The organism is Pseudomonas sichuanensis (genome assembly GCF_024749065.1).
Taxonomy (GTDB): domain Bacteria; phylum Pseudomonadota; class Gammaproteobacteria; order Pseudomonadales; family Pseudomonadaceae; genus Aquipseudomonas; species Aquipseudomonas sichuanensis.
Genome location: NZ_CP087185.1, coordinates 2,658,049 through 2,676,455, shown reverse-complemented (window position 1 = coordinate 2,676,455; position 18,407 = coordinate 2,658,049). Strand labels below are relative to the sequence as shown.

At 66.2% G+C, this 18,407-nt stretch carries 21 protein-coding genes; 12 read left to right on the top strand and 9 right to left on the bottom strand.

Going from position 1 to position 18,407, the window contains the following annotated elements:
- Nucleotides 1–2 precede the first annotated feature (2 nt).
- The gene (locus LOY51_RS12255; protein ID WP_125858449.1) at nt 3–584 is read right to left on the bottom strand and encodes a flavin reductase family protein; all 582 of its coding nucleotides are present in this window, start codon (nt 582–584) and stop codon (nt 3–5) included.
- Between the two features lie 235 nt (nt 585–819).
- Between LOY51_RS12255 and LOY51_RS12250 the strand changes: the two genes are divergently transcribed.
- Both LOY51_RS12250 and pdxR read left to right on the top strand, forming a co-directional pair.
- Nucleotides 820–1,158, top strand: a complete 339-nt coding sequence (locus LOY51_RS12250; protein ID WP_125466192.1) for a hypothetical protein — start codon at nt 820–822, stop codon at nt 1,156–1,158.
- A 93-nt stretch (nt 1,159–1,251) separates the two neighbouring features.
- Nucleotides 1,252–2,685 (top strand): MocR-like pyridoxine biosynthesis transcription factor PdxR, encoded by a 1,434-nt coding sequence (gene pdxR, locus LOY51_RS12245; protein WP_258646383.1) that lies wholly within the window; start codon nt 1,252–1,254, stop codon nt 2,683–2,685.
- Here the strand turns inward: pdxR and LOY51_RS12240 are convergent.
- Together LOY51_RS12240 and LOY51_RS12235 are read right to left on the bottom strand one after the other, a co-directional pair.
- The gene (locus LOY51_RS12240) at nt 2,678–3,871 is read right to left on the bottom strand and encodes a cyanate transporter (RefSeq protein ID WP_258646382.1); all 1,194 of its coding nucleotides are present in this window, start codon (nt 3,869–3,871) and stop codon (nt 2,678–2,680) included. The two genes, pdxR and LOY51_RS12240, sit on opposite strands and share 8 nt — an antisense overlap.
- Nucleotides 3,868–4,326: a nucleoside deaminase gene (locus LOY51_RS12235; protein ID WP_125463881.1), complete on the bottom strand. Its 459-nt coding sequence runs from the start codon at nt 4,324–4,326 to the stop codon at nt 3,868–3,870. The genes LOY51_RS12240 and LOY51_RS12235 overlap by 4 nt, the downstream gene beginning before the upstream one ends.
- Nucleotides 4,327–4,521: 195 nt before the next feature.
- Between LOY51_RS12235 and LOY51_RS12230 the strand changes: the two genes are divergently transcribed.
- Nucleotides 4,522–4,959 carry a carboxymuconolactone decarboxylase family protein gene (locus tag LOY51_RS12230; protein WP_125463880.1) on the top strand — a complete coding sequence of 146 codons (438 nt, stop codon included), beginning with the start codon at nt 4,522–4,524 and terminating at the stop codon, nt 4,957–4,959.
- 82 nt (nt 4,960–5,041) lie between these two features.
- Here LOY51_RS12230 and LOY51_RS12225 read toward each other — a convergent pair whose 3' ends face one another.
- Nucleotides 5,042–6,052, bottom strand: coding sequence for an AraC family transcriptional regulator (locus LOY51_RS12225; RefSeq protein WP_258646380.1), 1,011 nt, complete (start codon nt 6,050–6,052; stop codon nt 5,042–5,044).
- A 166-nt stretch (nt 6,053–6,218) separates the two neighbouring features.
- Here LOY51_RS12225 and LOY51_RS12220 point away from each other — a divergent pair, with 166 nt between their 5' ends.
- Genes LOY51_RS12220 through LOY51_RS12210 form a run of 3 tightly spaced genes read left to right on the top strand, consistent with a single transcriptional unit; the run spans nt 6,219 to nt 8,862 of the window.
- On the top strand, nt 6,219–7,403 hold the full coding sequence (locus LOY51_RS12220; RefSeq protein WP_258646379.1) for an acetyl-CoA C-acyltransferase family protein: 1,185 nt from the start codon (nt 6,219–6,221) through the stop codon (nt 7,401–7,403).
- Between the two features lie 12 nt (nt 7,404–7,415).
- Nucleotides 7,416–8,264: a 3-hydroxybutyryl-CoA dehydrogenase gene (locus LOY51_RS12215; protein ID WP_258646378.1), complete on the top strand. Its 849-nt coding sequence runs from the start codon at nt 7,416–7,418 to the stop codon at nt 8,262–8,264.
- 10 nt (nt 8,265–8,274) lie between these two features.
- Entirely contained in the window at nt 8,275–8,862 is a 588-nt protein-coding gene (locus tag LOY51_RS12210) for a TetR/AcrR family transcriptional regulator (RefSeq protein ID WP_110995767.1), read from the top strand.
- Here LOY51_RS12210 and LOY51_RS12205 read toward each other — a convergent pair.
- The gene (locus LOY51_RS12205) at nt 8,859–9,848 is read right to left on the bottom strand and encodes a bile acid:sodium symporter family protein (protein ID WP_258646377.1); all 990 of its coding nucleotides are present in this window, start codon (nt 9,846–9,848) and stop codon (nt 8,859–8,861) included. The genes LOY51_RS12210 and LOY51_RS12205 overlap by 4 nt on opposite strands.
- A gap of 133 nt (nt 9,849–9,981) precedes the next feature.
- On the opposite strand from LOY51_RS12205, the gene ampC reads away from it, so the two are divergent.
- The 4 genes from ampC (at nt 9,982) to LOY51_RS12185 (ending at nt 13,050) form a co-directional block, all read left to right on the top strand.
- A complete protein-coding gene (gene ampC, locus LOY51_RS12200; RefSeq protein WP_258646376.1) occupies nt 9,982–11,121 on the top strand; it encodes a class C beta-lactamase in 1,140 nt (379 codons plus the stop codon).
- 2 nt (nt 11,122–11,123) lie between these two features.
- Nucleotides 11,124–11,747, top strand: coding sequence for a glutathione S-transferase family protein (locus tag LOY51_RS12195; RefSeq protein WP_125463874.1), 624 nt, complete (start codon nt 11,124–11,126; stop codon nt 11,745–11,747).
- A gap of 308 nt (nt 11,748–12,055) precedes the next feature.
- Nucleotides 12,056–12,388: a hypothetical protein gene (locus LOY51_RS12190; protein ID WP_110995763.1), complete on the top strand. Its 333-nt coding sequence runs from the start codon at nt 12,056–12,058 to the stop codon at nt 12,386–12,388.
- A 239-nt stretch (nt 12,389–12,627) separates the two neighbouring features.
- On the top strand, nt 12,628–13,050 hold the full coding sequence (locus tag LOY51_RS12185; protein WP_125858440.1) for a group II truncated hemoglobin: 423 nt from the start codon (nt 12,628–12,630) through the stop codon (nt 13,048–13,050).
- Here the strand turns inward: LOY51_RS12185 and LOY51_RS12180 are convergent.
- The 4 genes from LOY51_RS12180 to LOY51_RS12165 form a co-directional block, all read right to left on the bottom strand.
- Nucleotides 13,041–13,346 carry a hypothetical protein gene (locus LOY51_RS12180; RefSeq protein ID WP_125463871.1) on the bottom strand — a complete coding sequence of 102 codons (306 nt, stop codon included), beginning with the start codon at nt 13,344–13,346 and terminating at the stop codon, nt 13,041–13,043. The genes LOY51_RS12185 and LOY51_RS12180 overlap by 10 nt on opposite strands.
- Nucleotides 13,347–13,486: 140 nt before the next feature.
- Nucleotides 13,487–13,675, bottom strand: coding sequence for a hypothetical protein (locus LOY51_RS12175; RefSeq protein ID WP_125463870.1), 189 nt, complete (start codon nt 13,673–13,675; stop codon nt 13,487–13,489).
- A 140-nt stretch (nt 13,676–13,815) separates the two neighbouring features.
- Entirely contained in the window at nt 13,816–14,136 is a 321-nt protein-coding gene (locus LOY51_RS12170) for a YbjQ family protein (protein ID WP_110995759.1), read from the bottom strand.
- A 210-nt stretch (nt 14,137–14,346) separates the two neighbouring features.
- On the bottom strand, nt 14,347–15,231 hold the full coding sequence (locus LOY51_RS12165; RefSeq protein ID WP_258646374.1) for an EamA family transporter: 885 nt from the start codon (nt 15,229–15,231) through the stop codon (nt 14,347–14,349).
- Between the two features lie 262 nt (nt 15,232–15,493).
- On the opposite strand from LOY51_RS12165, the gene LOY51_RS12160 reads away from it, so the two are divergent.
- Nucleotides 15,494–16,891, top strand: coding sequence for a purine-cytosine permease family protein (locus tag LOY51_RS12160; protein ID WP_258646373.1), 1,398 nt, complete (start codon nt 15,494–15,496; stop codon nt 16,889–16,891).
- Nucleotides 16,892–17,096: 205 nt separating this feature from the next.
- Nucleotides 17,097–18,404 carry a substrate-binding domain-containing protein gene (locus LOY51_RS12155; RefSeq protein ID WP_258646372.1) on the top strand — a complete coding sequence of 436 codons (1,308 nt, stop codon included), beginning with the start codon at nt 17,097–17,099 and terminating at the stop codon, nt 18,402–18,404.
- Nucleotides 18,405–18,407 lie beyond the last annotated feature (3 nt).

The window sequence follows — 18,407 nt, the reverse complement described above, 5'->3', positions numbered from 1 at the left end:
GTTCATTCGCCCTGGTCGATCACCAGCGGCTCGCCAATGGCATAGAAGTGCCCGCCCGCCACGTAATGCAGGCTGCGCCAGTCGGGGTCGGCATGCTCATAGGCCCAGTGCCCGTCGCGGAACACCCGGTCATCGGCCCAGGCCGCGACCACTTCGCCGATGAACAGGTCGTAGGTTTGCTGGTTGTGCGGCTCGTCGATCACCCGGCACATCAGCCAGGCCGAACAGCCGTTGACCAGCGGCGCCTCGAACCCGGCGACGCGGGCCAGCTCGACACCGATACGCGCCAGCTTGTCGGGCTGGTCGAACAGGCTCTGGTTGCCCACCTGGTGGGTAAGCCGTGCCTGGGCGGCGTTGGGCACCTGCAGCACGAACCAGCCACTGCCCTCCACCAACTGGCGGGTACGGGCGCTCTTGTCGAGGACCACGGTCACCTTGGGCGGGTCGAAGTCCAGGGCACAGGCCCAGGCGGCAGCCATCACATTGTCGACCCCGGCATGGCTGGCCGAGACCAGCACGGTGGGGCCGTGGTTGAGCAGGCGATAGGCCTTGGTCAGGTCGACGGGCTGGAAGTGGCTGTGCATGGCAAACCTCGGTGCTACGCAGGGGGACAGGTCGGCCATTGTGCCGCAGCGGGCATACCGGCGACAGCGATGATCCTGATCAAGGCAAGGCGCGGGGTACTCGCATAATTTATGACTCTTCCTACAATTCAGTCGGAAGCAGCCCGCTTTCCGTCTTACGCCTGCAAAAACATGATCGGACCTGGATGTCGTCATGCCCGCCCTGCGCGGCCAGCCCACCCGACGAGGCCCCACCATGCCCGAGCACACCCGCCACACCGAAGCCCTGCAACACACCCTGCGCCAGCTGCTGGCCCATGAGGTCAGCAACCCCGATGACAACCCGCACCTGTCCGGCGTGCGCTTTTTCTGCGCCACCGACGAGCACACCCGCCAACTGATCGAGCGCGTCGAGCTGCTGGCCAGCGAAGCCTTCTTCGACAAACAGGGGCGCGCCATCCCGGCGCACATGCAGGCTGCGGCCGTCGATGGCATCAGCATCCGGCAGAAACGCAAGGCACCGCAGGACGAAACAGTGATCCGCATCGCCCTGCCCGACAAAGGTTACATAACCATCAGCACCGCCCGCCTTTGATGCGTTGAGCAAGGGCCGCCCGTTCGGCCCTCTTGCAGCTTGCCGCGCGAACCCCGAAGCTTTGACACCCTTGCACTTCGGACACAGCCCTCGATGGAACTGCACATCCGCCTCGAAGGCCGCAAAGGCCTTGCCGACCAGCTCTACCAGCAATTGCGCGCCGGCATCGACAGCGGCCACCTGGCTGCCGGCACCCAGCTGCCGCCAACGCGCCTGCTGGCCGAGCAACTGGGCGTATCGCGCAAGACCGTGGCCGAAGCCTACTCGCGCCTGACCTACGACAACCTGCTCAGCGGCGTGGTCGGCCGCGGCACCTTCATCACTACTCGCCAACCCATACAAGCCGACGCCGCCGAGGCCATCCCACTGGCCGCTGCCGACGCCCTGGAGCGCTGGCGCCTGCGCGCCACGGTGCTGGGGCGGCGCGCGCTGGATGCCCCCTCGCGCTATGACTTCATCGGCGGCGCCTCAAGTAAGGCGCAGTTCCCCTACGACCAGTGGCGCAGCTGCCTGCAATACGCCCTGCGGCGCAGCCAGCGGCACACCGATCGGCAGTTCTCGCCGCAGGGCTTGCCTGAGTTGCGCGAAGCCATCGCCCACCACATCGCGTTCGCCCGGGGCGTGCACTGCAGCGCCGCCGATGTGCTGGTGTGCAATGGTGCCCAGCAGGCCCTGGACCTGATCGCCCGGGTGCTGGTCGAGCCGGGCTGCAAGGTGGCCATGGAGGACCCCGGCTACCCACCGGCGCGGCAGCTGTTCCTGGCCCTCGGCGCACAGGTGCAGTCGGTGCCCGTGGACGATGAGGGGCTGTGCGTGGAACAGATCGAGGCCGATACCCGGCTGATCTACGTCACCCCCTCGCACCAGTTCCCGCTGGGCATGCCCATGGGCGCACGGCGGCGCCAGGCGTTGCTGGCCCGGGCCGCCGCGCTGGGTGCGCTGATCATCGAGGACGACTACGACTGCGAGTTCCGCTACCAGGGGCCGGCCGCCGAGGCCCTGCAGCGCCTGGACCGCCATGGGCTGGTGGCCTACGTCGGGACGTTCTCCAAGACCTTGCTGCCCGAGTTGCGCCTGGGCTATGCGGTGCTGCCGCCGGCGGTGCTGCAGGCCGCCTGCGTGGCCAAGCACCTGACCGACTGGCACAGCCCGAGCCTGCAGCAATGGGCCCTGGCGCGCTTCATTGGCGAAGGCCACCTGAGCAAGCACATCCGTCGCTGCCACGAGGTCTACAGCGCCCGCCGCGAACGGATCCTGACGCGCCTTGGCGGCGACCTGGCGCCCTGGTTCGAGGCCGTGCCGGCCAGTGCCGGCTTCCACCTGAGCGCCCTGGCCAAGCCGGGGGTCGATGTAGAGCTGTTGATCAACCTGGCGCGCAAAGTCGAGGTGGGGCTCTATTCGTTGGCGCCGTTCTTCAGCGAGGCCCCGGTACGCCCGGGGTTGCTGCTGGGCTTCGGCGCCATCGAACTGCTGGATATCGACCCGGCGCTGGACCGGGTCCGCGATACCCTGCAGCGTCTCAGCTGAGCGCAGCAGCGCCTGCCTGCCCTGGCCGGGCGATGGCCCGGGCATAGCCACCCGGGGCGAAGCGCGCGGTGACCAGCAGCATGGCCAGCACGGTGCAGGTCAACAGGGCCCAGGATGCCTGGAAGTCGCCGCTGGCATCGCGCAGCCAGCCGGTGATGTACGGCACGATACCGGTGACGATGAACCCCACACCCTGGACGAAGCCCGCCAGGCTGCCGGCTTCGGCCGGCGTGCGCAGGTGTTCGAGGGTCAGTGTCAGGCTGAGGCTGAAGCACGCGCCCAGGCCCAGGCCGATCATCGCCACCCACAGGCCCATGGCGCTGGCCGGCGCCAGCAGCAGGCCAAGGAAGCCGCCCAGCTGGATCAGCAACGCCAACCACAAGCCAGGCCGACGATCTACCAGGCGGCGCAGCAACAGCGGCAAGCCGAGGGCGCCGGTCACCTGGAAGATGGTCATCAACCCCACCAGCTCACCACCGCCCTGGGCCGTGCCGCCATGCTCCAGGTGATAGGCCGGTAGCCAGGCGACCATGCTGGTGTAGCCGCCATTGATCAGGCCGAAGTACAGCGCCAGCAACCAGGCGCGGCGATTGCCGAACCAGTGCCCGCCAGCCGTGCCTGCCAAAGCGGGGGTGGCCTGGCGTGACCGCAGGGCAATCCAGGCGACCACGGCCAGCAACGCGGGCAAGGCCCAGACGCCCAGCCCCGCCTGCCAATGGCCAAAGTGCGCGGTGATCGAGGGGCCCAGCACCGCTGCAAGGCCGCCACCGGTCATCAGGGCTGCCGAATACAAGCCCATGGTCGCCGCCAGCCGCGTGGGGAACCAGCGGTTGACCAGCCCCGGCATCATGCCCTGCACCAGCGCCACCCCCAGCCCGGCGACCACCGCACTGGCGATCAGTGCCCAGGCGCTGTCCAGTTGCAGTCGCCACAGGCAGGCCAGGGCAATCGCCGCCAACCCGGCGAGCATGCCGCCATGCTCGCTCAGCCAACGCCGCAGCCACGGCTGCAACAGCGGCACCAGCCCCATGCACAGCACCGGCAGCGCCGTCAGCAATGCCGCCTGCTGGTACCCCAGGCCGGTGCTCTGGCGCATGGGCTCGAGCAGTGGCCCGATGCTGGTGAGGATCGGCCGCAGGTTGAGTGCCAGCAACACCACCAGCAACAGGTTCAGCGCGCCCCTCATGCTTGGCTGGCCTGCTGCCATTGGGCATACAGGCCCGCTTCGCCAGCGGGCTTGAGCGGGCGCAACGGCAAGCTTTGCTGCTGCGGCGGGCGGGCCATCTGCGCGTAAACCGCGGCGGTGGACAGCCCGTAGGGCTCGCCCTCGTCGTTGCCATAGGCGAACCATGCGCGTTCCACACCGCACAGGTGCATGGCCGCCAGGCACATCGGGCACGGGTGGCCACTGGCATAGATCTCGGCACCGTCCAGGCGTGCCCGGCCCAGAGCCTGTGCGGCCTGGCGGATGGCCTGCATCTCGGCGTGGCTGGTCGGGTCCTGGGTGCTGTGGATCTCGTTGACGGCGCGGGCGATCACCTGGCCCTGGTACACCAGCACGGCACCAAACGGGCGGCCGCCGGCCTGGATATTGGCGCGGGCCAGGTCGAGGGCCTCGCGCATGAAGTGTTCTCGGGACATGAATCGGTACTCCGCAATTGACCCGGCCATTATCCCGGCTTGGCCGCAGCGGTAGAAATGAAGAGATTGGATGCACCTCAGTGGCCAGGCGAATGCCGGATTGGCCTCCTGGCAAAGCGTTGGATTGGCTATTCGGCACGCTGCCGGGCGGCGTTAAGGTGGCTGCACACCTGATCACCTTCCCGGAGAACCACCATGCACGAACGTATCGAATGGGCCAAAGCCGCCCCAGAAGCCTACAAAGCCATGGTTGGCCTCGAGCAAGCCCTGATCCAATCGGGGCTGGAGCATTCGCTGCTCGAACTGATCCGCCTGCGCGCCTCGCAGATCAATGGCTGCGCCTACTGCGTCAACCTGCACGCCAACGATGCGCGCAAGGCCGGCGAGACCGAAGCCCGCCTGCAGACCTTGAGCGTATGGCGTGAAACCCGCTATTTCACCCCGCGCGAGCGAGCCGCCCTGGCCTGGGTCGAGAGCCTGACCCGCCTGCCCGAGCATGGCGCGCCACAGGGTGAATACGAAGCGTTGCAGGAGCACTTCGAGCCCAAGGAAGTCGCCAACCTGACCCTGGCCATCGCCACCATCAATGCCTGGAATCGCTTTGGCGTGGGCTTTGCGATGGTGCCGGCCTGAGACTTAGCCGTAACTGGGGCCGCTGCGCGCCCCAGCAGGCTCGAATCAAACACAAATTCATGACATTTCAGCAGAGATGGCTCTAGACCACTCTAAGCCTGGCCCGGTAACTGCCGGGGCTCTGCCCGGTCCACTTCTTGAACGCCCGGTGAAACGCGCTGGGCTCCTGGAAACCGGTCTGCTCTGCAATCTCGGCAATGCTCAGGCAACCCTCGCGCAACAGCTCGAAGGCCATCGCCCGACGCACTTCGTCCTTGATCTGCTGGTACGAACGCCCTTCGCGCTCCAACTGGCGGCGGAAGCTGCTGGCACTGAGCCGTTGCCCCTCGGCCATGGCATTCAGGGTTGGCCACTGCCCATAGTGGCGGGCGCGCAAGTGCCGGTACACCTCCGCCACCAGGCCGTTCTGATTGCGAAAGCGGATCACCAGCCCTTGGGGCGCACTGCGTAAAAAAGTCTTCAGGGCAGGCAGATCCTGCATCACCGGCAAACGCAGCCAGGCGCTGTCGAACTCCACCTCGGTGCGGCCGCTGCCCAGGCGCAGATCCGGCCCCCACAGCAAGGCGTCGTCCTCCTGGGCCGGGCGCGTCAACGCAAGTTCGGTACGGTCGATGGCGATGCGCCGCCCGGCCAGCCAGCACAGCAGGCCGACCACCAGCACCAGGTAGGTTTCCTCGGCATACACTCGGGTCAGTGGGTCTTCGATGCTCGACTGCACGCTGATCACCGCACGCGCACCGCGCACCGTGACAGTGCCGCGCAGATCACGCAAAAACAGCGCGAAACTGCTCAGGCACTGGCGCAAGGCCTTGTCCAGGTTGGGCTCCTGGATCAACCCACGGCAGATCAGGGCGAAGCTGCCCAGCGGCATACCGTGGCTGTCGAGATGAAAGAACTCATCGTTGAGCTCGTCGATCAACGCCAGCCACAACTGGGCAAAGGCCTTGGCCGGTACCCGCGCCTGGGGCTGCGCCAACAACCCAGGCTCGATGCCTACCGCGCGCAGGTGGGCATCACGCGCCTGCGGGCGCTCGCGCAAGGCGTGGAGCATGGCGTTGAGAAAGTACACCGCGACCGTATCGCTATCGCGCATGGCTGAAGTTCGCTGTCTATGCTGAGTGGCAAAAAATGCCAGGTTGACTGAACAGATCCGGCATAGGCCGCCTTGAGGCCTTTGCCTAGACTCGATCCACCCTGAGGCGGCGCCATTCTCGCAGAGCCGGCCCCCGCCCCGCCATGTCTTTGCAAACGGAGCCTTTATGAGCAGCACAGAAATCTACGTCGTCAGCGCGGTGCGTTCGGCCATCGGCAGTTTTGGCGGTTCGCTCAAGGACCTGCCGCTGGCCGACCTGGCCACCCAGGTAACCCGCGCCGCCATTGAGCGCTCGGGCGTGAGCGCCGAGCAGATCGGCCACGTGGTGATGGGCACCGTGATCCCCACCGAACCCCGCGACGCCTACCTGAGCCGCCTGGCCTCGGTGAATGCCGGCGTGCCCAAGGAAACCCCTGCCTTCAACGTCAACCGCCTGTGCGGCTCGGGCCTGCAGGCCATCGTCTCGGCCGCCCAGGGCCTGTTGCTGGGTGAAAGCGACATCGCCCTGGCCGCCGGCGCCGAATCCATGAGCCGCGGCCCGTACCTGCTGCCTCAAGCCCGTTGGGGCGCGCGCATGGGTGACTTGCAGGGTATCGACTACATGGTCGGCATCCTCCAGGACCCGTTCGAGCACTTCCACATGGGGATCACCGCCGAGAACGTCGCAGCGGCCCACGGCATCACCCGCGAAATGCAGGACGAAGTGGCCCTGACCAGCCAGCGCCGCGCCGCCCGCGCCATTGCCGAAGGCCGCTTCGACAGCCAGATCGTGCCGATCGAGATCAAGACCCGCAAAGGCAGCGTGCAGTTCAGCGTCGACGAAAACGTGCGTGGCGAAGCCAGTGCCGAGCAACTGGCCGGCATGAAGCCTGCGTTCAAGAAAGACGGCAGCGTCACCGCCGGCAACGCCAGCAGCATCAACGACGGCGCCGCCGCCCTGGTGCTGGCCACCGGTGACGCCGTGCAGCGCCTGGGCCTGAAGCCGTTGGCACGCCTGGTGGCCTACGCCCATGCCGGCGTAGAGCCCGAGCTGATGGGCCTGGGCCCGATCCCGGCGACAAGGAAAGTGCTGGAAAAGGCCGGCCTGAACGTCGCCGACCTGGACGTGATCGAGTCCAACGAAGCCTTCGCTTCCCAAGCCTGCGCCGTATCCCGCGCCCTGGGCTTCGACCCGGAAAAGGTCAACCCCAACGGCTCGGGCATTTCCCTGGGCCACCCGGTAGGCGCCACCGGCGCGATCATCGCCACCAAGGCGATCCATGAACTGCAGCGTGTGCAGGGCCGCTACGCCCTGGCCACCATGTGCATCGGCGGCGGCCAGGGCATCGCCGTCGTCTTCGAACGCGTGTAAGGAGCCGGCAACATGACTATCGAACATATCGCCGTAATCGGCGCCGGCACCATGGGCAACGGCATCGCGCAGGTGTGCGCGGTGGCCGGCTACCAGGTGCTGCTGGTGGATGTGTCCGACGCTGCGCTGGAGCGTGGCGTGGCCACCCTGGGCAAGAACCTCGAGCGCCAGGTCAACAAGGGCACCCTGGATGCAGGCACCGCAGCGGCGGCGAAAACCCGCATCCGCACCAGCACCGACTACGCCCAGCTGGCCAGCGCGCAGCTGGTGATCGAGGCGGCCACCGAGAACCTGCAGCTCAAGCAACGCATCCTGCAGCAGGTGGCGGTCAATGTCGGCAACGACTGCCTGATCGCCACCAACACCTCGTCACTGTCGGTCACCCAACTGGCCGCCAGCATCGAGCACCCCGAGCGTTTCATCGGCGTGCACTTCTTCAACCCGGTGCCGATGATGGCCCTGGTCGAGATCATCCGCGGCCTGCAGACCAGCGACAGCACCTACGCCCAGGCGCTGCTGGTCACCGAAAAGCTCGGCAAGACCCCGATCACCGCCGGCAACCGTCCGGGCTTCGTGGTCAACCGCATCCTGGTGCCGATGATCAACGAGGCCATCTTCGTGCGCCAGGAAGGCCTGGCCAGTGCCGAGGACATCGACACCGGCATGCGCCTGGGCTGCAACCAGCCGATCGGCCCGCTGGCCCTGGCCGACCTGGTGGGCCTGGACACCTTGCTGGCGATCATGGAGGCCTTCCATGAGGGCTTCAACGACAGCAAGTACCGCCCTGCCCCGCTGCTCAAGGAAATGGTTGCCGCCGGCTATCTGGGCCGCAAGAGCGGTCGCGGCTTCTTCACCTACTAAGGAGCAGGCCATGCCCCCGGTCAACGCGGCGATGCGCTGCGCCAACTTCGAAGAGCGGCGTGACAGGGCCATGGCGCTGTTCGCCGAAAAGGGCTTCGGCCAGGTCAGCATGCGTGAGCTGGCGGCGCACGTGGGGCTGACCGCGGGCTCGCTGTACCACCACTTCCCCAGCAAGCAGGACCTGCTCTACGACCTGATCGAGGAGCTCTACGAAGAGCTCCAGGCCACCCTCGACCAAGGCCGCAGGGCCTTGGCCAAGGGCAAGCCGGTGCTGGCCTGCCTGATTGCCGCGCACTGGCAGTTGCATGGCGAACGTCCGTTGCAGTTCCGCCTGGCCGAGCGCGACTTCTGTTGCCTCAGCGAGGCACAGCAGGCGCGCCTGCTGCTGTTGCGCGAGCGTTATGAGGCCGGCCTGCTGCGCCTGATCGCCCCGCAAGCACGGCTCGAAGGCGCCGCCCTGGCTGCCACCGGGCATGTGCTGGCGACCCTGCTCAACCAGCTGCCAGGCTGGCTGCGCGAGCGCGACCTGGGCGAAGCGCAAGGCCTGGCGCTGATGGAGAGCCTGGTACTGGGCGGCATCGAGCGTACCCTCGGCTAGCCCGCGGTCGCCGCCTCACCTGCGGTGTCCCGCGCGGCATAACGCTGCGCCAGCACCGCGCAGACCATCAGCTGGATCTGGTGGAACAGCATCAATGGCAGGATCATCGCCCCGATACCACTGCCCACGAACAGCACCTGGGCCATGGGCACGCCGGTGGCCAGGCTTTTCTTGGAACCCGCGAACAGGATGGTGATGCGGTCTTCCACGCTGAACCCCAGCACCCGCCCGAGCACGCGGGTGCCCAACAGCACCACCGCCAGCAGGATCCCGCACACGGCGAACAGCCCGGCCAGGTGTTGCGGCGACACCGTGTGCCACAGACCAGTGACCACCGCTTCGCTGAACGCGGTGTAGACCACCAGCAGAATCGAGCCCTGGTCGACCAGCTTCAGCCAGCGCGCATTACGCTTGACCCAGTCACCGATCCAGCGCCGAGCAATCTGCCCGGCCACGAACGGCACCAGCAGTTGCAGGGTGATCTTCAGCACCGCATCCAGCCCCGAGCCGGTATCGCCGGAGGCACCAAGCAGCATCATCACCAGCAACGGCGTGAGGAAGATCCCCAGCAGGCTCGACGCCGCCGCGCTGCAGATTGCCGCTGGCACGTTGCCGCGAGCCAGCGAGGTGAAGGCGATGGCCGATTGCACCGTGGCCGGCAACGCGCACAGATAGAGCACGCCCAAGTACAACTCGTTGCCCACCAGCGGCACGAACAATGGCTTGAATGCCATGCCCAAGAGTGGGAACAGTACGAAGGTGCAGGAGAACACCAGCAGGTGCAGGCGCCAGTGCCCGGCACCGGCGATGATCGCCTCCCGCGACAGCTTGGCGCCGTGCAGGAAGAACAGCAGGCCGATGGCCAGGTTGGTCAGCCAGCCGAACATCAGCGCGCCCTCGCCGGAGCAGGGCAGCACGGTGGCAATCAGCACCACCCCGAGCAAGGCCAGGGTGAAATTGTCGAACAGCATGCGCAAGTGCTTCATCACAGGTTCCGTCTTGTCATTGTGCAAGGCCAGACGATAAGGTTTCGGGCCTTGCGCCGCTAACGCTGGAACCCCTGCCAGTGTCGCGCAACGGACACCACCGCCCCGCCCCTGACAAGGACAGCCCCTTTCGATGATCCGCACCCACCACGCACTGCTTACCGCCGCCCTGACGCTCGTGGCGCCACCACTGCTGGCCGATGACCTGCAAAGCCAGGTCGATGGCATCATCCAGCCGCTGATGCGCGAACAAGGCATCGCCGGCATGGCCGTGGCGGTCTACGCCAATGGCCAGTCGCATTACTTCAGCTATGGCTGGGCCAACAAGGCCGACAAGCAGGCCGTGACCCGCGACACCCTGTTCGAGATCGGCTCGCTGAGCAAAACCTTCACCGCCACCCTCGCCGCCCTGGCCAGCGCCGAAGGCAAGCTTGACCTCAACGCCCCCGCCAGCCGCTACCAGCCGGCCCTGGTCAATGCGCCAATCGGCAGCGCCAGCGTGCTGGAACTGGGCGCCTACAGCGGCGATTGCCTGCCGCTGCAGTTCCCGGACGAGGTGCAAACGCCCGAGCAGACCCTGGCCTGGTTGAAAAATTGGAAACGCGTTGCCGAGCACGGCACCCAGCGCTGCTATTCGAACCCGAGCCTGGGCCTGTTCGGTGACCTCGCCGCCCGTTCGCAGCAGCGCCCTTTCGCCGAACTGATGACCCAGGACCTGCTGCCACGCCTGGGCCTCAAGCACACCTATCTTGAGGTTCCGAGCAAGGAGCGCGGGCTCTACGCCCAGGGCTACGATGCTGCCGACAAACCGGTGCGGGTGAATCCGGGCCCTTATGCCGACCAGGCCTACGGCATCAAGACCAGCGCCAGCGACCTGCTGCGCTACGTGCAGTTGCAGGTGCAGCCCGCCGAGCTCGACCCGGCCCTGCGCAAGGCCATCGCCATCACCCAGGGCGGCTACTTCCAGGTCGGCGCAATGACCCAGGGCCTGGGCTGGGAGCGCTACCCCTATCCGGTCACGCTCGACACCCTGCTGGCCGGCAACGGCGCGAAGATGATCCGCGAGCCCCAGGCCACCCGTGCCTTGAACCCATCAGCGCCTGCCGAACCTGCAGCCTGGTACAACAAGACCGGCGCTACCGGCGGCTTCGGTGCCTACGCGGCCTTCGTGCCCGCCAAGCAGATGGGCATCGTCCTGCTCGCCAACCGCAACTACCCCAACGAGGAGCGTGTGCGCGCCGCGCAACGCATCCTCTCCAGCCTGGAGCAATGAGCATGTTGAAGATCCTTGGCAAGGCTTCGTCGATCAACGTTCGCAAGGTGCTGTGGACCTGCGCCGAACTCAACCTGCCGTACCAGCGCGAAGACTGGGGCAGCGGCTTCCAGGCCACCGACACGCCCGCGTTCCTGGCCCTTAACCCCAACGCCATGGTGCCCGTGATCGTCGATGGCGATTTCGTGCTGTGGGAGTCCAACAGCATCCTGCGCTACCTGGTCAACCAGTACGACGGCGGCCACCTGTACCCGTCGGCGCCACGCGCCCGGGCCGCCGTGGACCAGTGGCTGGACTGGCAGGCCACCGATCTCAACGACGCCTGGCGCTACCCGTTCATGTCGCTGGTGCGCCAGTCGCCAGCCCACCAGGACCCGGCACAGCTGGCCGCCAGCAGCGCGTTGTGGAACGCCCGGATGGGCCTGTTGGAGCAACGCCTGCAGGTCACCGGCGCCTACATCGCCGGTAGCGATTTCAGCCTGGCCGACGTGGTCATCGGCCTGTCGCTCAACCGCTGGCGCCGTACCCCGCTGGAGCACCCACAGCTGCCGGCGCTGGAGGCCTACCATGCCCGGCTGCGGCAACGCCCGGGCTTCCTTGAGCACGGCGATAACGGTTTGGTCTGACAGCAAATGCAGGATTGTCGGACAACATGTAGTGACTAAAAATATTCACTACAAACCTATTGACGCCCTTCCCGGGCCTTGGGCATGATGAGGCCGTCTCCCTGATCGGGAGCGGTGGCAAGGGTGTTCCAGACGGCTTGCGCGGTAACGCAGGCCGTCCGTGGAGAGGGAAACTGCCCAGAAGGCAGCGTGAGAAAGCCCCTGTTGCGATGCTGCTGTAGCAGCTTTGGTTAGTGCGCTACATGTTGTGGCGCCGAATGTGAACTTCACAACGAACTTCACCCAACGAATAGGGTAATGGGGGCTTTATGATGAACTTGAACAACAATCCAACCATCGACCAATTGGCCCAGCTGTTCGCCGCGCGCAAGGACAGCCTCGACGACCATCTGCTGTGGGTCAGCCAGTCCGGCGAAGTACGCCTGGACCGCCTGCCGCCGAACACGGTCGAAAACGAATTCGAATCGCACATGCCCAGCATGCGCGCCCGCTTCAAGGTCTACCGCCGTGGCCAGGGCTACGTCGGCAAGAAGGCCGCCGCCGACACCGGTTTCGTCGGCCGCGTGCTGCAGACCCTGCAACAAGAATGGCCCGGCGCCCGCGAGCACCAGGCAGTCAAGGTGATCGACACGCTGAACTGACACACCCCGTCGTCCACCACAGCTTGAGCCCGGCCCCATAAGGCCGGGCTTTTTCATGCCTGCTAGGGTCTGTGTGAAAAGTCTTGAGACGAAGGTCAGGCAAGGCGAAAACAGCCGAGGAAGCGGAGTTTACGGGTTGTAAATGAGCATTCCGAGGCTGTTTTCAACGCAGCATCACCGAGTATCAAGGCTTTTCACACAGAGCCTAGAATGGCCGCTTCTGTGCAGCGGAGCATCAAATGATCACCCCCACCTACGGCACCGACGATGCCTCCTACCAGGCCGCTGGCGGCATCGATGGCCTGCGCCGGCTGGTCGACGATTTCTATCGGTTGATGGATGAGCGGCCGGATGCCGCGCCCCTGCGGCGCATGCACCCGCACGACCTGTCTGCTTCGCGCGACAAGCTGGCGTGCTTTCTCAGTGGCTGGCTGGGCGGGCCGAGCCTGTACAGCGAGCGCTATGGCTCGATCGCCATTCCGTCGTTTCACGCGCAATGGCCAATCGACGAAAGCCACAGCGCGCAGTGGCTGGACTGCATGGCCCGGGCCATTGCCCTGCAACCCTGGCCCGTGGACTTTGCCGAATACCTGTTGCGCCAGCTACGGGTGCCCGCCGAACGCATCGTCCAGGCCAGCCGCAACCGCCACCCTCAGGCCTGAAGCCGGCGCGGCGCCTGCACGGGCAGCGGCAAGGCGCCCGTGGCCAGGGCGCGGGCCCGGTCCACGCCCCACACCAGCGCGCGGGTCATGGTCTCGCCGGGGCGCGCCGGGTAGTACTCCTCCACCAGCGCCCTGCCCCCCTGGGCATACACCCCCAGGAACATCTGCGTGGCACCCAGGCGCGACAGACGCACCTGCACCTCGATGCAGGTGCCGTCGCTCAGCGCCTCGTCGTGGCTGCGGCTGTGCAACTGTGGGTCGGCCCACTGCCAGTAGGTTTCTTCCCTGATACGCATTGAATCGGTACTCCCTGAGTGAATCGCGCAAGCAAACCACAGCGGCGGGCCTGCGACGAGCACGACCCTGCGTTGCCATGCGCAGGATCAATGAATGCAAAAAAAACCCCGCCGTTGGGCGGGGTGTTGGTTGCGCAGGTTCACTTTTTCGGCGGTAGCCGCGGGGTGAAGCGACCCTTCTTGGCGCGCTGCAGGTGCGCCGGTTGAAGCTGCTCCGACTCGTCCAGGGTCATGTTGGCGAAACCCAGCCGGAACGCCGACTGGCCGCACCACACCTGATTGTTGATCGGAAATGAATCGTTCAAGTCTTCGACGTAGGATTCGTTCATGCCCGTGACTCCCTCCAATGCTGACCGCGCCGGCAAACAGCGTGTTTGCCCAAGTGAAGCGGCGGCCTGATGAAGTGAGACTAGCCGGTCATTTGCAGACCAGTCGGACAAAATCCCCTGGTCCGACCAATGGCATTTTGCTATTTCAGGCGCACCGCCGTGCCGGTGGCGAACACCACGACCATGCCGCCCTGCACCGACGGCATGCTGATCTCGAAGTCCACACCCAGCACTGCATCGGCTTGCAACTGCCGTGCCCGCGCCTGCAGCTCCTCGGTGGCCTGCTCGCGGGCCAGCTTCAGTGCGCCTTCCAGGGTCTGCGAACGGCCGCCGAAGACGTCGCGAAAGCGTGCGAAGAAATCGCGCACGAAGTTGATCCCTTGCACCGATTCGGCGCTGACCACGCCGAGGTACTCGGCAACCGGGCGGCCTTCGAGTTGGCTGGTGGTAGAGATGATCATGGGCTGCTCCGTTGACATGGCAAAAGAGGCCGAGTCTAACAGAGGGTGTGCGGCATCGCCGGCAAGCCGGCTCCCACAGGGACAGCGCCTGGTTTGAGGCTCGTGCGGTCGGTGTGGGAGCCGGCTTGCCGGCGATGAGGCCAGAACAAGCAATACAAGACAGTTGCTACCGCACCAACCCCGCAATACCGACCTATGCCCCCTGAAGCCCTACGCGCTGGCCGCCTTCAAGCGCTGCCCCAGCCGTGGCCCGAACACATTGATCAGCAGCCCCAGCATCACCAGCAAGCCACCCCAGACCTGCATCTGGCTCAAGCGCTCGCCCAGCAGCAACGCCGAGGAACTCAGGCCGATCACCGGCACCAGCAAGGAAAACGGCGCCACCTTGCCCGCCGGATGGCGCGAAAGCAGCGTGCTCCACAGGCTATAGCCGATCATGGTGGCGACGAACGCCAGGTAGGCCAGGGCCAGCACCGAGCTCCAACTGATGTTGAGCAGTGCACGGGCGATCAGCTCCGGCCCTTCCAGCCACCACGACAGCGCCAGAAACGGCAGCGGCGGGATCAGCCCGCCCCAGATCACCAGCGCCACCAGGTCGACCTTGCCGAAGCGCCGGGTGATGATGTTGCCCATGCCCCACATGGCGCCGCCGCACAGGGTCAGCAGCAAGGCGATCAGCGGCACGTGGCTGCTGTGCTCGCTGCCGATCACCGCCAGCCCCCCGGCCGCCACCAGCAGCCCGAGCACACTGGCCAGGCGCAGCCGCTCACCGAGGAACAGCGCGGCGAAACCGAGGGTAAAGAACGCCTGCGATTGCAACACCAGCGACGCCAGCCCCGGCGGCATGCCGCTGTACATGGCCTGGAACAGGAAGGCGAACTGCCCCAGGGATATGGTCGCACCGTAGGCGATCAGCCAGCGCCACGGCAAATTCGGGCGCCGTACCAGCAACACCGCCGGAAACGCCACCAGCAGAAAGCGCAAGGCACCCAGCAGCATCGGCGGCAGGCCGTCGAGGCCGACCTTGATGACCACGAAATTGACGCCCCAGGCGATGATCACCACCAGGGCGATCAGCAGGTCCTTGAGTGGCATGGCACGCTTTCCTTCTTCAGGCTTGTTCTAGACATATTTCGTTACAGCATAAGGCGGTTGCAGGCCCAGGGACCAGCACAGTTGTGTGCCGACCTTGCGTAACAGTGCGCTGTATCGGCTCCATGGCAGTAGGAAAAATCGGCCGCAAGCTTCACTTGACCGGACTTGTATAGACATGCTCAGATCAAGCCTCGGCCATCTGCCCTGCGTCCTGCCGATAGCCGCCGCCTTTCACAAAAACAACGAAGCGGAGCCCTCCCCGATGTCCAGCAAACCTGTGATCGAGCGGCGCTCGATCGACTACATCCCCGAAACCGAACGCCATGGACGCGTCTACAGCCAGTTCACCCTGTGGCTGGGTGCCAACCTGCAGATTACCGCCATCGTCACCGGCGCCCTGGCCGTGGTGCTCGGCGGCGATGTGTTCTGGTCGCTGATCGGCCTGTTCATCGGCCAGCTGATCGGCGGCGCGGTGATGGCCCTGCATGCCGCCCAGGGCCCGCGCCTGGGGCTGCCGCAGATGATCTCCAGCCGCGTGCAGTTCGGGGTCTACGGCGCCGCCATCCCCATGGTGCTGGTGTGCCTGATGTACATGGGCTTCACCGCCACCGGCACGGTGCTGTCCGGCCAGGCCATCGGCCAATTGCTCAGCGTCAGCGACAGCACCGGCATCCTGCTGTTCGCCGGGGTGATCGTGCTGGCGACCCTGGCCGGCTACCGGGTGATTCACTGGATCGGCCGCGTGGCCAGCGTGCTGGGGATCATCGCCTTCGTCTATCTGTTCAGCCGCATCCTGATGCTGGCCGACATCAGCGAGCTGCTCGCCAACCGTCATTTCAGCTGGGCGACTTTCTTGCTCGCGGTCTCCCTGGCGGCGTCCTGGCAGATCGCCTTCGGCCCCTATGTGGCCGACTATTCGCGCTACCTGCCCAGCAACACCTCGCCCCTCAAGACGTTCCTCGCCGCCGGCCTGGGTTCGGTGCTCGGCGCCCAGGCGTCGATGGTCCTGGGGGTGTTCGCCGTCGCCATCGCCGGCGGGCAGTTCTCCGGGCGTGAAGTGGCCTATATCGTCGGCCTGGGCGGCGCCGGCACCACGGCGGCGCTGCTGTACTTCTGCATCGCGTTCGGCAAGGTGACCATCTCTACGCTCAACAGCTACGGCAGCTTCATGTGCATCGCCACGATCATCAGCGGTTTTCGTGGCCACCTGTCGATCAGCCGCGCCCAGCGCCTGGTGTTCGTGCTGGCCATCGTCGGCGCCGCCACGCTGGTCGCCCTGCTCGGCCAGCACTCGTTCCTCACGGCGTTCAAGTCGTTCATCCTGTTCCTGCTGACCTTCTTCGTGCCCTGGAGCGCGGTGAACCTTGTGGATTACTACTTCATCACCAAGGAACGCTACGACATCCCGGCACTGGCCGACCCCAACGGCCGCTATGGCCGCTGGAACTGGCCGGGGATCGGCGTGTACACCTTCGGTGTGCTGGTGCAGATGCCGTTTATCGACACCAAGCTGTATACCGGGCCGATGGTCGCGCACCTGGGTGGCGTGGATGTGTCCTGGCTGATCGGGCTGGTGGTGCCGAGTGTGCTGTATTACTGCGTTGCCCGGCGGCGGGCCAGCGAGGTGCCGTCGCACATCATCGTGCCTGAGGCGCGTTGATTTGGCGGGAAGCTTGGTGAGGGCCACCAGGGGCTCGCCGATATTTTTGCAGCGCCTATGAAATCGAGCGCCGCGCGGGCGGCGCTCGATCTTGAGGTCGATGCAAACCTGTCGCCATGCACCTGAAGGCATCAAAACGCCTGTCATCCAACAGTCACGCCCCTGTCGTAATCTGCGGCGCAACTCTGTGCCAAAGGTCCCCGGCATGCACCGCCTGTTCACCCTTCTGCTCTGCCTGATCCCCGCGCTGGCCGTGGCTGAACCTGTGCAACTGCGCATCCAGGGCTCCAACACCATCGGCGCCGCACTGGGCCCGGCGCTGGTGCGCGGGCTGCTGCAGGCGCAAGGCGCCAGTGCGATCGACAGCCAGCCCGGCGCAGCAGCCAACGAGACCCTGATCCGCGCCCAGAGCCGCAACGGCCAGCCGCTGCGCATCGACATCGCCGCCCACGGTTCGAGCACCGGCTTCGCCGCCCTGGCCCGGGGCGATGCCGACTTGGCCGCCGCCTCGCGGCCGATCAGCGACCGCGAAGCACAGCAACTGCAAGCCTTGGGCGACCTGCGCGGGGCCGGTTCGGAACAGGTGATCGGCCTGGATGGTGTGGCGGTTATCGTCCACCCCGACAACCCGCTGGCGCAGTTGACCACCGTGCAACTGGCGCAGATCTTCTCCGGCCAGCTCTCACGCTGGGAGCAGTTGGGTGTGCCCGGCGGCGCTATCCACCTGTACGCCCGCGACGACCGCTCGGGCACCTTCGAAACCTTCAAGGCGCTGGTGCTCGACCCACGCCACGGCGAACTGTCGGCCCAGGCCCGGCGCTTCGAAGCCGCCGACGCCTTGGCCGAACAGGTCAAGGCCGACCGCCAGGCCATCGGTTTCAGCGGCCTGGCCACGGTGCACGGGGCCAAGGTACTGGCGGTGGCCGACGGTGACGCCGCCGCCCTGCCACCCAGCCGCGCGCTGGTGGCCAGCGAAGACTACCCGCTGTCGCGGCGCCTGTTCTTCTACCTGCCGGCCAACGCGATCCCCCAGGCCCGGGCCCTGGCCGAATTCGCCCAGAGCCTCGCCGGCCAGGCCATCGTCGCCGAGCAGGGCTTCGTCTCGCAGCAGATCAAGGCGCTGCCGGTGCCGGCGCAAGCGGACATGCCCGTGCGCTACCTGAGCCTTGCCCGCGAAGCCAACCGCCTGACAGTCAACTTCCGATTCCAGGAGGGCAGCGCCGGCCTCGACAACAAGGCCCTGCGCGATGTGCAGCGGGTCGGCGACTACCTGCGCCAGGCCGGCAAGTTACAGCGCAAGGCGGTCCTGGTGGGCTTTGGCGACCCCAAGGAAACCCCAGGGCGCGCCGCCCTGCTCTCGCGCCTGCGGGCCATGGCGGTACGCCGTGAACTGGCGCGCCAGGGCGTGGAGGTCAAGGAGGTGACCGGCATGGGCGACGAGCTGCCGGTCGCGGGCAACGAGCTGGAACAGGGGCGCTTGCGCAACCGCCGGGTCGAGGTCTGGGTGTACTGAGCC

Coding starts and splice junctions, on each gene's coding strand:
- LOY51_RS12255 (WP_125858449.1), bottom strand. CDS start 584: ATGCACAGCCACTTCCAGCCCGTCGACCTGACCAAGGCCTATCGCCTG.
- LOY51_RS12250 (WP_125466192.1), top strand. CDS start 820: ATGCCCGAGCACACCCGCCACACCGAAGCCCTGCAACACACCCTGCGC.
- pdxR (WP_258646383.1), top strand. CDS start 1,252: ATGGAACTGCACATCCGCCTCGAAGGCCGCAAAGGCCTTGCCGACCAG.
- LOY51_RS12240 (WP_258646382.1), bottom strand. CDS start 3,871: ATGAGGGGCGCGCTGAACCTGTTGCTGGTGGTGTTGCTGGCACTCAAC.
- LOY51_RS12235 (WP_125463881.1), bottom strand. CDS start 4,326: ATGTCCCGAGAACACTTCATGCGCGAGGCCCTCGACCTGGCCCGCGCC.
- LOY51_RS12230 (WP_125463880.1), top strand. CDS start 4,522: ATGCACGAACGTATCGAATGGGCCAAAGCCGCCCCAGAAGCCTACAAA.
- LOY51_RS12225 (WP_258646380.1), bottom strand. CDS start 6,052: ATGCGCGATAGCGATACGGTCGCGGTGTACTTTCTCAACGCCATGCTC.
- LOY51_RS12220 (WP_258646379.1), top strand. CDS start 6,219: ATGAGCAGCACAGAAATCTACGTCGTCAGCGCGGTGCGTTCGGCCATC.
- LOY51_RS12215 (WP_258646378.1), top strand. CDS start 7,416: ATGACTATCGAACATATCGCCGTAATCGGCGCCGGCACCATGGGCAAC.
- LOY51_RS12210 (WP_110995767.1), top strand. CDS start 8,275: ATGCCCCCGGTCAACGCGGCGATGCGCTGCGCCAACTTCGAAGAGCGG.
- LOY51_RS12205 (WP_258646377.1), bottom strand. CDS start 9,848: ATGAAGCACTTGCGCATGCTGTTCGACAATTTCACCCTGGCCTTGCTC.
- ampC (WP_258646376.1), top strand. CDS start 9,982: ATGATCCGCACCCACCACGCACTGCTTACCGCCGCCCTGACGCTCGTG.
- LOY51_RS12195 (WP_125463874.1), top strand. CDS start 11,124: ATGTTGAAGATCCTTGGCAAGGCTTCGTCGATCAACGTTCGCAAGGTG.
- LOY51_RS12190 (WP_110995763.1), top strand. CDS start 12,056: ATGATGAACTTGAACAACAATCCAACCATCGACCAATTGGCCCAGCTG.
- LOY51_RS12185 (WP_125858440.1), top strand. CDS start 12,628: ATGATCACCCCCACCTACGGCACCGACGATGCCTCCTACCAGGCCGCT.
- LOY51_RS12180 (WP_125463871.1), bottom strand. CDS start 13,346: ATGCGTATCAGGGAAGAAACCTACTGGCAGTGGGCCGACCCACAGTTG.
- LOY51_RS12175 (WP_125463870.1), bottom strand. CDS start 13,675: ATGAACGAATCCTACGTCGAAGACTTGAACGATTCATTTCCGATCAAC.
- LOY51_RS12170 (WP_110995759.1), bottom strand. CDS start 14,136: ATGATCATCTCTACCACCAGCCAACTCGAAGGCCGCCCGGTTGCCGAG.
- LOY51_RS12165 (WP_258646374.1), bottom strand. CDS start 15,231: ATGCCACTCAAGGACCTGCTGATCGCCCTGGTGGTGATCATCGCCTGG.
- LOY51_RS12160 (WP_258646373.1), top strand. CDS start 15,494: ATGTCCAGCAAACCTGTGATCGAGCGGCGCTCGATCGACTACATCCCC.
- LOY51_RS12155 (WP_258646372.1), top strand. CDS start 17,097: ATGCACCGCCTGTTCACCCTTCTGCTCTGCCTGATCCCCGCGCTGGCC.